12 protein-coding genes are annotated in these 12923 nt (G+C 70.0%); 7 read left to right on the forward strand and 5 right to left on the reverse strand.

Annotated elements, in window-relative coordinates; genetic code table 11:
- Positions 1–208 precede the first annotated feature (208 nt).
- Positions 209–1882 carry an NAD-dependent malic enzyme gene (locus OG199_RS07540; RefSeq protein ID WP_356808237.1) on the forward strand — a complete coding sequence of 558 codons (1674 nt, stop codon included), beginning with the start codon at positions 209–211 and terminating at the stop codon, positions 1880–1882.
- Positions 1879–3339, forward strand: coding sequence for a class II fumarate hydratase (gene fumC, locus OG199_RS07545; RefSeq protein WP_401810551.1), 1461 nt, complete (start codon positions 1879–1881; stop codon positions 3337–3339). The genes OG199_RS07540 and fumC overlap by 4 nt, the downstream gene beginning before the upstream one ends.
- A gap of 101 nt (positions 3340–3440) precedes the next feature.
- On the opposite strand, the gene OG199_RS07550 is transcribed toward fumC, so the two are convergent.
- Positions 3441–4397, reverse strand: coding sequence for an SDR family NAD(P)-dependent oxidoreductase (locus tag OG199_RS07550; protein ID WP_405828702.1), 957 nt, complete (start codon positions 4395–4397; stop codon positions 3441–3443).
- 122 nt (positions 4398–4519) lie between these two features.
- Positions 4520–5404 carry an MBL fold metallo-hydrolase gene (locus OG199_RS07555; RefSeq protein ID WP_405828703.1) on the reverse strand — a complete coding sequence of 295 codons (885 nt, stop codon included), beginning with the start codon at positions 5402–5404 and terminating at the stop codon, positions 4520–4522.
- Positions 5405–6117: 713 nt separating this feature from the next.
- Here OG199_RS07555 and OG199_RS07560 point away from each other — a divergent pair.
- The 4 genes from OG199_RS07560 (at position 6118) to OG199_RS07575 (ending at position 9454) form a co-directional block, all read left to right on the forward strand.
- Positions 6118–6732, forward strand: a complete 615-nt coding sequence (locus OG199_RS07560; protein ID WP_405828705.1) for a TetR/AcrR family transcriptional regulator — start codon at positions 6118–6120, stop codon at positions 6730–6732.
- A gap of 183 nt (positions 6733–6915) precedes the next feature.
- Positions 6916–7386 carry a MarR family transcriptional regulator gene (locus OG199_RS07565; protein ID WP_356809647.1) on the forward strand — a complete coding sequence of 157 codons (471 nt, stop codon included), beginning with the start codon at positions 6916–6918 and terminating at the stop codon, positions 7384–7386.
- Positions 7383–8861 (forward strand): MFS transporter, encoded by a 1479-nt coding sequence (locus OG199_RS07570; RefSeq protein WP_405828707.1) that lies wholly within the window; start codon positions 7383–7385, stop codon positions 8859–8861. The genes OG199_RS07565 and OG199_RS07570 overlap by 4 nt, the downstream gene beginning before the upstream one ends.
- On the forward strand, positions 8858–9454 hold the full coding sequence (locus OG199_RS07575) for a cysteine hydrolase (protein WP_356809649.1): 597 nt from the start codon (positions 8858–8860) through the stop codon (positions 9452–9454). Before OG199_RS07570 ends, OG199_RS07575 begins: the two co-directional genes overlap by 4 nt.
- Positions 9455–9563: 109 nt before the next feature.
- Here OG199_RS07575 and OG199_RS07580 read toward each other — a convergent pair whose 3' ends face one another.
- From OG199_RS07580 to OG199_RS07590, 3 genes are all read right to left on the reverse strand, one after another.
- Positions 9564–10049 carry a hypothetical protein gene (locus OG199_RS07580; protein WP_405828709.1) on the reverse strand — a complete coding sequence of 162 codons (486 nt, stop codon included), beginning with the start codon at positions 10047–10049 and terminating at the stop codon, positions 9564–9566.
- Between the two features lie 220 nt (positions 10050–10269).
- Positions 10270–11058, reverse strand: a complete 789-nt coding sequence (locus OG199_RS07585) for an acetoacetate decarboxylase family protein (protein WP_405828711.1) — start codon at positions 11056–11058, stop codon at positions 10270–10272.
- A 332-nt stretch (positions 11059–11390) separates the two neighbouring features.
- Complete coding sequence (locus OG199_RS07590) at positions 11391–11858, reverse strand: lamin tail domain-containing protein (RefSeq protein ID WP_405828692.1); 468 nt, start codon at positions 11856–11858, stop codon at positions 11391–11393.
- A 449-nt stretch (positions 11859–12307) separates the two neighbouring features.
- Here OG199_RS07590 and OG199_RS07595 point away from each other — a divergent pair, with 449 nt between their 5' ends.
- The gene (locus OG199_RS07595; RefSeq protein ID WP_356803377.1) at positions 12308–12877 is read left to right on the forward strand and encodes a TetR family transcriptional regulator; all 570 of its coding nucleotides are present in this window, start codon (positions 12308–12310) and stop codon (positions 12875–12877) included.
- The last annotated feature ends 46 nt before the right edge of the window (positions 12878–12923 follow it).

The following is a 12923-nucleotide window of genomic DNA, read 5'->3' on the forward strand; positions in this document are numbered from 1 at the left end:
CCTTGCAGGACGACCTCGTCGCAGGTGTCGGCCATGGTGGCCGGGCGTAGCCTGAAGTCATGAGCGAGGCCCTGAGCGCGCCGCTCATCGCGTTCCGCACGTGACGTGCGACGGGTTGTGATGTGTGTGCCAGGAGCGCGCCGTCCGGCGCGACCGCGGCGTTCGGCCTCCGATTGGTTCGTGAACCAGCCATGGCGAGGGGAATGACATGAGCACCACGCATTCGCTCCGGACGCCGGCGACACCAGGCATCCTGCAGGACCCGATGAGCAATCACGGGGTCGCGTTCAACGCCTCCGAACGGGACGAGTACGGGCTGACCGGCCGACTGCCGTCCACCGTACTGACGTTGGGCCAGCAGGCACAGCGCGCGTACCGGCAACTGCGGCGCCAGCGCGACGACCTGGCCAAGTACGTGTACCTGGAGCAGTTGCACGACCGCAACGAGACCCTGTACTACCGGGTGCTCGCCGACCACCTCGCCGAACTGCTCCCGGTCGTCTACGACCCGACGGTCGGCGATGCCATCGAGCAGTACTCCGAGGAGTTCCGCAGCCCGCGGGGGATCTTTCTGTCGATCGACGCGCCGGACGACATCGAGGCGGCCTTCGGCACCCTGGGGCTCAGGTCCGAGGACGTCGAACTGCTGGTGTGCACCGATGCCGAGGAGATCCTGGGTATCGGCGACTGGGGCGTGGGCGGCATCGAGATCGCGATCGGCAAGCTCGCCATCTACACGGCGGCCGCGGGGATCGACCCGCGCCGGGTGATCCCGGTGTCGCTGGATGTCGGAACCGACAACGAGGGCCTGCTCAACGACCCGCTGTACCTGGGCAACCGGCATGCGCGGGTCCGCGGCGCCGCGTACGACGCGTTCATCAAGAAGTACCTGGAGACCGCGTCCCGGCTGTTCCCGAACGCGCTGCTGCACTTCGAGGACTTCGGACCGGAGAACGCCCGCCGGATCCTGGAGACCTACGGTCACCAATACCGCATCTTCAACGACGACTTGCAGGGAACCGGTGCGATCACCCTGGCCTCGGTGCTGTCCGCGGTGAAGGTGACGGGCGTGCCGATGCGGAGCCAGAGGCTCGTGGTGTTCGGCGCCGGCACCGCGGGCGTGGGCATCGCCGACCAGATCCACGCGGCGATGGTGCGGGACGGCGCCACGGCGGAGGAGGCCACCTCCCGGATCTGGCTGGTGGACAAGCAGGGGCTGTTGACCAGCGACATGACCGACCTTCGCGACTTCCAGAAGCCGTATGCCCGCAGGCCCGAGGAGGTCGACGGATGGGGCGGCGACGGAGCGGTCTCGCTGCTGGAGACGGTCGGCCAGGCGGCTCCGACGATCCTGCTGGGGACCTCGACGGCGCACGGCGCGTTCACCGAGGCGGTCGTCAAGGCGATGGCGCGGGGGGTCGAGCGGCCGATCATCCTGCCGATCTCCAACCCCACCTCGAAGATCGAGGCCGAGCCGCAGGACGTGATCGCGTGGACGGACGGCAAGGCGCTGGTCGCGACCGGGCTGCCGTTCGGGCCGATGCGGTACGAGGGCGTGGACTACCACTTCGGCCAGGCCAACAACGCGCTCGTGTACCCCGGACTGGGGCTGGGCACCATCGTCTCCGGCGCGGACAGGGTGACTCCGGCCATGCTGATCGCGGCCGCCGAAGCGGTCGCCGGCCAGGTGGACGTCAGCGCCCCGGGCGCTTCGCTGCTGCCCGAGGTCGAGAACCTGCGGGCCTCCACCGCCACCACCGCGGTCGCCGTCGTGCGTGCCGCCCAGGCGGAGGGCGTCGCCACCGCGAAGATCGACAACGTGGTGCAGGCGGTGCAGGACGCCATGTGGCAGCCCACGTACTCCGACGGCGGCGCGGCGTGAGCGGCGCGGACGGGGAGCCCGCGCCGACGATCCTGGATCTGCCGATCGGTCTGTCGGCGACCGGGACACGGCACGAGACCGACTCCATGGGCGCCGTCGACGTGCCCGCCGACCGGTACTGGGGTGCGCAGACCCAGCGGTCACTGATCCATTTCTCGATCGGTGACGACCGCATGCCCAAGGCGGTCTACCACGCCTATGGCCACGTCAAGAAGGCCGCCGCGATCGTCAACGGGCGCGCCGGACGGCTGCCGGGCTGGATGGCAGACCTGATCGAGCGGGTCAGCGACGAGGTGATCGGCGGGGCGCTCGACGAGAACTTCCCGCTCTACGTCTGGCAGACCGGTTCGGGTACGCAGTCCAACATGAACACCAACGAGGTGATCAGCAACCGTGCCATCCAGCTGACCGGCGGCCGGCTGGGCAGCAAGGCCCCGGTGCACCCCAACGACCATGTGAACATGGGGCAGTCGTCCAACGACACCTTCCCCACCGCGATGCACATCGCCGCCGTCAGGGAGGTTCACGAACACCTGCTGCCGGCCGTTCAGGCGCTGCAACGCTCCATCGAGGCCAAGGCCGAGCGATGGCAGAACGTGGTGAAGATCGGCCGTACCCACCTGGAGGACGCGGTCCCGTTGACCGTCGGGCAGGAATGGTCCGGCTACGCCCACCAGCTCGAGCAGGCCATGTCCGTGGCGACCGCGTCCACCCGGGGCCTGTTCGAACTCGCCGCCGGCGGTACGGCGGTGGGTACCGGACTGAACGCTCCGGAGGGCTTCGCCGGCGAGATCGCCCACGAGATCGCGGAGGCCACCGGGTACCCGTTCGTCACCGCCGCGAACAAGTTCGCCGCGCAGGGCGGCCTGGATGCCATGGTCAACGCGTCGGCGGGCCTGCGGGCTCTGGCGGTGCCGCTGATGAAGATCGCGAACGACATCCGCTGGCTGGCCTCCGGGCCCCGTTGCGGGCTGGGCGAACTGGTCCTTCCCGCCAACGAGCCGGGAAGCTCGATCATGCCCGGCAAGGTCAACCCGACCCAGTGCGAGGCCATGGTGATGGTCTGCATCCAGGTCCTGTCGGAGGACTCCGCGATCGCCTTCGCCGGTTCCCAGGGCAACTTCGAACTCAACGCGATGCGCCCGGTGATCATCAGCAACTTCCTGCACGCGGCCACGATCCTCGCCGATGCCTGCGAGAAGCTGCGCGAGTACTGCGTCGAGGGCGCCGAACTGCACAGTGAGCAGGTCGCCGACTACGTCGACCGCTCCCTGATGCTGGTGACCGCCCTGTCGCCGGAGATCGGCTACGACAAGGCCTCCGCGATCGCCCACAAGGCCGACGACGAGGGCACGACCCTGCGCGAAGCCGCCGTGGCGAGCGGATTCGTCAGTGCGGCCGAATTCGACCGCATCGTCGATCCGGCGGCCATGGTGGGACCGTCCGGGCACCGGTGACCACGTCCCGCCGGTCGCGGGCGCGTGCCCCCGGGGCCCGATGCGGTCGCCCCGAGGTGCCACTCCCCCTCGGCCCGGCCCACCGAGGCGGCCGTCACGACCTAGCGGACGAGGGCGTCGGACACGGCCCACAGCCGTTCCGCGTTCGCCCGGTCCAGGGCGTAGGGCGCCACGCCGGCGATGGCGTCGGCTCGTTCGGCGACCGTGCGGGACGGTGCGCAGTCCTCGAAGTAACGGCCGGTGACGCCCTCCACCGTGGGTGAAGCGGCCAGCAGCACCGAGGTCGCGGCCCCCTGCTCGACGGTCTTCCCCGGGGGCAGCGTCAGCCCGGTGGTGTCGATGAACCCGGCCAGCTGCTCGGGGTCCATGTGCCGGGCCAGTGACGTGTCCGCGATGTTCCCCGGCATCAGCGCGTTGGCCGTGATGCCGTCATCGGCCCACCGTTCGGCAGCACCGACGGCGAACAGCACGTTGGCGGTCTTCGACTGCCCGTACGACGTCCACGGGTCGTAGGGACGGAAACGGTAGTCCAGGTCGTCGAAGACCACCGGCGAGAAGAGGTGACCGATCGAGGCGACCGACACCACCCGGGCACCTTCCGCCGCCGCGAGCGCCGGACGCAGCCCGAGCGCCAGCGCGAAGTGACCCAGGTGGTTGACGCCGAACTGCGTCTCCCGACCGTCCGGGGTACGCCTGAGTTCGGGAAGGGCCATCACCCCGGCGTTGTTGACGAGAATGTGCAACGGGCCCGACCAGTCGGCCACGAACGCCCCGACCGTCGAACGGTCGGCCAGATCGAGCCGCTTGACGCTCAACTCAGCTGAACCGGCGGGAAGTTCGGCCTCCAGACGGGCCGCCACACGGGCGCCCGCGTCCGTGCTCCGCACGGCCAGGGTGACCTCGGCGCCGGCGGTGGCCAGCGCCCGGGCGGTCTCCACCCCGATTCCGGAACTGGCTCCGGTCACCACGGCCCGGCGGCCGTGCAGGTCGACGCCGTCGATGATCTCGGAGGCGGTGGTGTTCGCCCCGAAGGGGTGGGTCGTGTGCGATACAGACATGGGGTGGGTCTCCCGACTTGGGTGCGCCGGGTGTCCGGACCTTCGGATCGGATGCCGACGGGGGTCGGCTTCTCCGGCGCGGGAATGGGGGGTTGGAGGTGGGCCCGGCGTGGCGGGCATCGTCATGCGGCAGGCGGCGCCTGGCCGACGGGAGTCCACGCGTAGCCGCCGCCCGCGGGCGTCACGCGGCCGAACACTCCGGTGGTGAAGTGCCCGGCGGCGATCACGGTGTCCGGCCGCCGGAGCACGCGGTCGCGCACCGCTCGGGCCTGGTCCGGGTCGACGTCCGAGGAGAACACGCAGGTCGAGTCGGCGATCTCCACGGGAGCGTGGAAGATGTCCCCCGCGATGAACACCGATTCGTCACCGGCGCCCGAGGGGTCACGGACGACGACCGCCAGGTGTCCAGGGGTGTGCCCCGACGTGTCCGCGACGGTGACGCCCGGGGCGATGGTGTCGCCGTCGCGGACGAACTCGACGACTCCGTCGAGAGGTTCGATGGTGGCTTCGGCGTCCGGGCCGCCCATCTCGCCGACCGCCGTCCTGGTCCAGTACTCCCACTCGGCTCGCGCCATGAGGTGCCGTGCCCGGGAGAAGGTGAGCCCGCTCGGTGTCCGCTTCCCGGGCTCGTTCGGAACCGGCGCCACATCGCTGGTCCAGCCGATGTGATCGAGGTGCAGATGGGTGTACACCACGGTGTCGATGTCGTCCGGGGACAGCCCTTCCGCGGCCAGGCTCCGCAGCAGCTCGCCCCCCTTCACATGGGCGAGACCGGGGATCTCCACGTCCATGTCACCAAGAGCGAGATCGACAAGGATGTTCCGGTTCCCGGCGCGGACCAGGAAGGATCCGAAGGTGAGCACGAGTTGCCCGTCGTCGAGGACGCCGGGATGTGCCGTCCAGTCGACTCCCGGCATCATCGTGTCGGGGTTGTGCGCGCCGAAGCCGTCGGCGAGATAGGTGATCGACGTTTCGCCGATGGTGATGCGGTCGGCCGGTCGAGCCATGCGGAGAAGTCCTCTTCGTGATGCGGGCGCACCTGCGGAAACAGGTCCCGTCCGCGACGTACGGGTTTCCGGGCGTCGACGGCGCAGTGCCGCGCGCCGGTGGGAAGTCAGCCGTCGAGCGTCCCCATGTACGCGAGTGCGCAACGTTCGCCGGTGACCGCGCCGTGCGGGGCGACCGCCTCTGTCGCGGCTATGTCGCCGGCGGTAAGCCTCCTCATATTGGAAACTAACCAGTTAGGGACAACGTAGTCACGCATGTTGCGAGTGTCAATAACTGGATAGTTACTTACCAGGGCGGGTGACTCCATACAGCCCGCGGTCGCCTCGGCAGGGCACACCGTCACTGAAGTGCCGCACGAGCCGACTCATAGAGTCACCACTGTCCGCTGGATCACTACCCGCCGGATCCCCGCGGGAGAGTGCGTCGACCGCCCGGAACCGCTCAAGGCGGTCCCCCACCTCCGCCGTGGTCATCCGCAGCAGCTCGGCGACCGCGTACCCACGCCGCGCCCCTGCCGCCCTCCGCATAGTGACCACGGTTCAGGCCGGCACAGAGAACGCACATGACAGGCCACTACTATTTTCGCTGGCCACCCGCACGTCACCCGGTTCGACGGCACCGGAGACGCACCGGAGGGCATGTTGTCAACGACAACAATGGTGGCGATGCCAACAATGTAGTCGCCGGTCACATACCGGATAGACTGCCGCCCATGCAGACCCGCCCCCGCCCCTACCACCACGGCGACCTGCGCGCCGCCCTGCTGGCCCGCGCCGAGGAGACCCTCAGGGAGAAGGGGCCCGCCGCACTCTCGCTGCGCGAGCTCGCCCGCGACCTGGGCGTCAGCCACGCCGCACCGAGCCGCCACTTCAAGGACAAACAGGCCCTGCTGGACGCGCTGGCCCTGACCGGCTTCGAACGCCTGAGCACCACCCTGGCCGCCTCACAGGAGACCGCGGGCGACTCCTTCGCCGACCGCCTCGGCGCCCTCGCCCGCGCCTACGTCGGCTTCGCCACCGCCAACGCCGAACTCCTCGACCTCATGTTCTCCATCAAGCACGACCCCGCCGCCTCCGAAGCCCTCGTCCAGGCCTCCCAGGGCATGGCCGCACTCGCCGCCCGACTCATCGAGGAAGGCCGCCGCACCGGCGAGGTCCGCGACGCCCCGCTCGAAGCCATCGCCGTCCCGATGTTCAGCACCCTCCACGGCTTCGCCAGCCTCGCCGTCAGCGGCACCCTGCCCCCCGACACCCTCGACACCGACCTCGACGACGTCATCGCCCACACACTCCGCGGCTGCGCACCCGACCACCCGACCCCCCACTGACCCACCCTCCCCGGACAGCCCGCACGCCGCCCGGAAGCCGCGCGAGGGCGGAAGCCGGGGGCCCGTCCGGGCGACCGACGACATCGGACGACCTGCGCGTTCCGGCTTGATCGCCCGCGCCCACGGCCGGCAAACTACACAAGTAACTTGGCAAAGTAGCTTGTGTAGTTCTAGGGTGGCGTCATGACCTCGAAGCCCGGACCCCAGGAGTCCGCTGTGAACGCGCAGCGCCTCAACGACGCGATCAAGCGGCTGCGCGCTCGCCTGCGCGTGGAGTCGGGACAGCATGCGACCGGCCTGACCGCCACACAACTGGCCGTGCTGGCAAGCGTGGTGCGGGAAGGCCCGGTCACCGCGGCCCGGCTCGCCTCGCTCGAGCACGTCAGCGCGCAGTCCATCGCGCAGAGCCTGGCGGTGCTCAAGGCCGCGGAGCTGATCCACAGCACCCCTGACCCGCGGGACGGCCGCAAGAAGCTGATGAGCGCCGCCCCGTCCGCGACCGAGCTGGTCGACAAACTGCTCACCGGACGCGCCTCCTTCCTGGCCCGGGCCATCGAACGGGTGGTCCCTCCGGAGGAGCGCAAGGACGTGGAGAAGGCCATCGACCTGCTGGAGCGTCTCGCCGCGGCCGACCTGAGCGACGGCAGCATATGAAAGCCGCCCCCACCCGGGCCCGCACCACGTCGCGCGACGTGCCGGACAAGCCGTTCGCCTGGACGTTCACCACGCCGCTGTACGTCGGCTCCAGCCTCAACCCGATCAACAGCTCCATCATCGCGACCGCGCTGGTGCCCATGGCCACCGATCTGCACGTCCCGGTGGGCAGCACCGCCGTACTGGTCTCCTCGCTGTACCTGGCCAGCGCCGTCGCCCAGCCCACTGCGGGCAAACTGGCGGAAGTACTCGGACCGCGCCGGATCTTCCTGTACGGCATCGTGCTGGTGCTGCTCGGCGGCCTGGTCGGCGGCCTCGGTCAGAACCTGGCGATGCTGACCGTGGCCCGGGTACTGATCGGCATCGGCACCTCGGCCGCATTCCCGTGCGCGATGGTGATGATCCGGCGCCGCGCTCAGGAGGCCGGAGCGGACGCCCCGCCGGGCGGCGTGCTCGGTGGCATCGCGATGGCGGGCATGGCCACGGTCGCCGTCGGCCCGCCGATCGGCGGACTGCTGGTGGGCTCCGCGGGCTGGCGCTGGGCCTTCCTGATCAACATCCCGGTCACCGCGATCGCGATGGCGATGGCCGTGCGCGGGCTGCCCAGGGACGCCGTACCCGACCGCGAGCACCACACGTTCCGCAAGGTCGCGGCCCAGATCGATCTGCTCGGCATCCTCGGCTTCGCCGTGTCGATGAGCGCCCTGGTCATCTTCCTGATGGGCCTTCCCGACGTCGGATGGGTCGCGCTCGCCGTCCTGGTCCTGACCGGCGTACCCACGGTGGTGTGGGAGCTGCGGAAGACAGCGCCGTTCTTCGACTTCCGCGGCCTCGCCGCCAACGGCGCCCTCGCCCGGACCTATCTGCGGCAGGCGCTCACGCTGCTCGGCGTCTACTCCGTGATGTACGGAATGACCCAGTGGATGGAGGCCGCGCACGGCATCTCCACCGTGGAGGCCGGGCTGCTGCTCCTGCCGATGGGCGCCGTCTCCGCACTGCTCTCGCGCCCGCTCGCCAGCCGCAACCTGGTGCGCGGACCGCTGATCGTCTCGGCGGTGACCATGCTGCTCGGCTCCGCCGGCGTCATGCTGCTCACCTCGCACGGTCCGGCGATCGCGATCGTCCTGGTCTCCCTCGTCTTCGGCGTCACGTCCGCCACCACCACGGTCGGAAACCAGACCGCGCTCTACCTCGCGGCGCCGCCCGACCAGATCGGCACCGCTTCCGGGTTGTTCCGCACCTTCGGATACCTCGGAACCATCACCTCCGCCGTGATCGGCAGCATCGTCTTCCGGCACGGCGCGAGCGACCACGGCCTGCACAGCCTCGGGCTCGTGCTGGTCGCGGCCGGTCTCGCGGTCCTTCTGCTGACCGTCCTCGACCGCCGGCTGATGTACCGCAACACAAGCCGACGTCCGGACACTTCCGGCCACCTCGGCACATCCGAGAACCCCACTGAGGAGCACTCCGCGTGAGCACCACCACCCCGCACACCCTCACCCCCGAGCGGACCGCCCTGCTGGCGATGGACTTCCAGAACGGGATCGTCCCCCTCGCCCCCGACGCCGACGCGCTCCTCGAGCGGGTCAAGGGCGCCATCGCCGACGTCCGCGCCGCGGGCGGCACCATCGGCTACGTCCGCGTCGGCTTCACCGAGGACGACTGGGCACGGATTCCTGAGACCAACAAGGCCTTCACGGCCGTCGCCGCGGCGAAGATGTTGCACCACGAGGACGCCGCGGCCCAGATCGACCAGCGGATCACGCCGGAGGACGGGGACATCGTCGTACGCAAGATCCGCTTCGGCTCGGGTTCCACCACCGATCTCCACCAGCAGCTGAGCGACCGCGGCATCGACACCCTGGTGCTCACCGGGATCAGCACCAGCGGCGTCGTCCTGTCCACGCTCATCGACGCCGCCGACCGCGACTACCGCGTCTTCGTGCTGACCGACGGCGTCGCCGACCCCGATCCCGAGACCCATCGGGTGCTGCTCGACAAGGTGTTCCCGACCCGGGCCCACCTCCTCGACACCGCCGGGCTGCGCGAGCTGCTGCGGTCCGCCTGACACCTCATCGCGTCGGCGGGGGATGGCCGACGGATCCGCGTGGCCTTCACCGCGGCGCGGTCGTCACGCACCCTGTTCACCCGAGGGCGGCCGGACCGGCCGCCCTCGGTCAGTTCCACAGGGGGTAGGCGACCGTCTGCCCGTATCCGGCGGGCTTGCTGTCGGTGTAGACGAGGCTCAACCGGGTGTACTGCGAGATCTGGGGGTTCTTCTTCCATGTCTGCGGGCGGTCGAGCCGTACGGTGACGGGGTATTTGCGGAAGGTCCCCGCGGCGCAGTACGGCTTGCAGTCGTTGACCACGTTGACGCCGCTGGCCACCGCGGAGTTGGCGTCCCAGCGCGACCACTGCAACGAGGTGAGGCGGCTGTTGCCGTCACCGCAGGCGAGCACGAAGTTGCCGGGTTCCACCTGCGGATGCCAGAAGCAGTCGACGATGACGGGCTGCGTCGGCACCGAGGGCTGCGTCGACTCCTGCGCGAGGGTGTGCGCGGACCGCGGCGACGTCACCGGAGCGGCATCCGCCGTTCCCATGACAGTGGCGAGCGATACCGCGGCACAGAACGTGACTGCCGCCCTGACGGTGAGTTTTCGCATGTCCGCTCCCGGCCGCATTCTCCTTGGACTCCCTGGCCCCCACGTCCGTCCGGCCCACCCGCCGGGCCCCGCCTGCACGGCGGGCGCCGACCGGCTGCCTTCCCACGCGGAGGATGCCTCCTCCCACGACGCTACGACCCAGCCGGGAGATCCACCACTCGCACGCAGCAACAGCACCCGCGTGTGCCACCCCCTCGACGGGAGCGGCGCGCCCCGGCCGCTATGCCTCCAGCCGGCGCACGCCCGTCACGGTGTACGACATGGAGGCGCGGAAGCCGGTACCGGTACGGACGGGAGCCAGATCCGCCAACTCCTCACCGGGCGCCGCGAACAGGCCGAGCTCCGCGGACCCGGTCCACAGGTCGGCGATCCGCTGGTCGAGGAACTCGGCCGTCACCAACTCGTGCACGGCGGGCTTGTCGTACTCGCCTACGGCCAGGCGCGGGAAATGCCGCAGGTTGACCGTGGGCCGCAGCAGGCCGGCGGGGTCACCGGCCGGCTGCCGCAGGGTCACCCGAGCCTCCGCCAGCAAGCGCCCGGCCGCCGACAGGGACGCCCCGAACCGGCCGCCCGCCGCGAGCGTCGGTGACGCGTTGCCAGGAGCCGCGAAGACCCGAGTCTGAGCGACCGCTCCCAGCTTCTTCGGAAAGCCCTGTACCCATCCGCGAGCCAGGGCCAGGTCGTTGTCGACGTAGATGTACGGGCACCACGAGACCGGCTGGTCCTTCCACCGCGCGTCCACCAGCACCATGAACTCGCGGTACTGACTGCGAACCGGGTCGAGGTACTCGTTGTTCCGCCCGGAGAACTGCCAGTCGACGAAGAGAGCCACCACGCGACCGCTCGACTCCGGGTCGGGGCTCAGCCCCTCCGGGAGCGTCGCCTCAGCGGCCGCCGGATCGGTCCAGAATTCGACGCCGACGATGTCCCCGGCGTAGTTCCACGGCGGAGCCGAGGCGAGATTCGCCTCTCCGCGCGGCGACAGCGGATAGGTGTAGCCCTGGAGCATGGGTTCCTCCTCGCATCGAAGGTCGGGCCCGCACAGGCGTTTCCAGCCCGAATCCGTCGATGTACCGATTGGTACGTTTACTCCAGGAAGAGTATGCGTACCGACCGGTACAGTCAATTCGCGCGGCGGCCGCACGCAGCCGATCGGCCGTCGCGCCCGGCGCGGACATGCCGACGGTGCGGACATGCCGACGGCGCGCCCGGGCCGGGTGGGCCGGGCGCGCCGCTGGTGGTCGACTGACCGTGTCCGGGTCGACCCGGGTCAGTCCGGGTCAGTCCGGGTCAGTCAGGGTCGACCTGGGTCAGTCAGGGTCGGTCAGGGGTGGGGCGGGGTCAGTGGCGGCCGCCGCGGTGGCCGCCCCAGGTGACGGTGTCGACGAGGCGACGGTGGTCGTTGCGCAGGGTCGCGGTGTCGGCGCGCTTGTCCCACACCGAGGAACGACGGTCCTGGTAGAGGTCGCGGAAGGTGTCGCGGCCGATACCGGTGTGGACCCGGACGGTGGCACGGCCGCCCAGACGGTAGTGGTGGAAGGTGTACGTGCGCCCGTCACGGTCCGACAGCGTCCACCGGTCCAGGTTCACCGCCTGACGGGTGGTGTTGGTGATGTCCACCCACTCGTCGTTCAGGTTCGGACGGTGGTGACGGCTCGGGGAGTCGTAGTGCACGTGGCTGATCTGCACCGCCGCACGCGGCCGGGGCGCATGGTCGGCGGCGGCGGCCGGCAGCGCCGACGCCCCGGCCACCGCGGCCACGGTCACCGCGGCAGCGGCAAGACGACGGACAGTCACAGATGCGGACATGAAGTCCCCCTACATGGTGCTGGCACCCCCACCCCCACCGGCCTGATCCAGACCGGACGAGCGGGACTGCGTGTGCGAGTGGTACGACCGGCCCTTACTGGCCGACACCCACACCATGCCCCCACCCCGACCCGATGTGGGCGATACCTGGAGGCACGTTACGGATCATCCATACCGCCGTAACACTCACATGTAACGACCATTCACCCACCGAACGCACCAAGTTGACGCACCAAAACACCCACACCCCTTGCCCACACCCGCCCCCACCCCACACCCGCCACACCCCGCCACCCCACCCCCGACCAACCCATCACCCGAAAGTGGATCCCGGCCACCACCCGCCACCGCCCCGCGCCGGCACGACGATCGGCGCGTGGGCACCTTCGCCGTGGCTCACCATGGTTCTCCGCGGCTCACCGAAACGTTCCGACCGGTACAGTCAAAGTGTGGCCCGCCCCCTCAACGTCGAAAAGCGCGCCGAACTGCTGGAACAGGTCGTGCAGTACCTCCAGCTCCACGGACTCGCGCAGATGTCGCTCAGTCCGCTCGCACAGGCGATCGGAACCAGCAAGCGAATGCTGCTGTACTACTTCGGCAGCCGCGAGAACCTGCTCGCCCAGGTCTGGGCAGCGCGCCATCCCGACGCCCACGCGCTCTTCGACGACGTCGACGACACCGACGGCCTGCGCCGTGCCGCCGTCGCCCTGTGGGAGGCGATCACCGTCGGGGAACAGTCCGGACCGGTGCGCCTGCTGCTGGAGCTGCTCAGCCTCGCCACCACCGACCCGAACCAGTACGGCAGCCTCGCCACCGAGTCCATCGAAGCCCTGGTCGACCCGATCGAAGCCGCCTTCCTCCGGGTGGGCCATCAACCGCGAGCAGCGCAGGCGGGTGCGACCCTGCTGGTGTCCGGCCTGCGCGGACTGTGCCAGGACCGCCTGGTCACCCACGACACGGCCCGTACCGACGCGGCGGCCCTGCAACTGATCGAAGCAGTCGTCGTCGTGGCCGGTTGACACCGGCGGAGGCCGTGCCGTCGAAGGACGGCGGTACCGCGTGGGT

The sequence above is a fragment of the Streptomyces sp. NBC_01176 genome (assembly GCF_045039825.1).
Classification (GTDB): Bacteria; Actinomycetota; Actinomycetes; order Streptomycetales; family Streptomycetaceae; genus Streptomyces.

Excerpts from the sequence above, each read along its gene's own strand:
- OG199_RS07540 (WP_356808237.1), top strand. The coding sequence starts at position 209 with ATGAGCACCACGCATTCGCTCCGGACGCCGGCGACACCAGGCATCCTG.
- OG199_RS07550 (WP_405828702.1), bottom strand. The coding sequence starts at position 4,397 with ATGTCTGTATCGCACACGACCCACCCCTTCGGGGCGAACACCACCGCC.
- OG199_RS07555 (WP_405828703.1), bottom strand. The coding sequence starts at position 5,404 with ATGGCTCGACCGGCCGACCGCATCACCATCGGCGAAACGTCGATCACC.
- OG199_RS07560 (WP_405828705.1), top strand. The coding sequence starts at position 6,118 with ATGCAGACCCGCCCCCGCCCCTACCACCACGGCGACCTGCGCGCCGCC.
- OG199_RS07565 (WP_356809647.1), top strand. The coding sequence starts at position 6,916 with ATGACCTCGAAGCCCGGACCCCAGGAGTCCGCTGTGAACGCGCAGCGC.
- OG199_RS07570 (WP_405828707.1), top strand. The coding sequence starts at position 7,383 with ATGAAAGCCGCCCCCACCCGGGCCCGCACCACGTCGCGCGACGTGCCG.
- OG199_RS07580 (WP_405828709.1), bottom strand. The coding sequence starts at position 10,049 with ATGCGAAAACTCACCGTCAGGGCGGCAGTCACGTTCTGTGCCGCGGTA.
- OG199_RS07585 (WP_405828711.1), bottom strand. The coding sequence starts at position 11,058 with ATGCTCCAGGGCTACACCTATCCGCTGTCGCCGCGCGGAGAGGCGAAT.
- OG199_RS07590 (WP_405828692.1), bottom strand. The coding sequence starts at position 11,858 with ATGTCCGCATCTGTGACTGTCCGTCGTCTTGCCGCTGCCGCGGTGACC.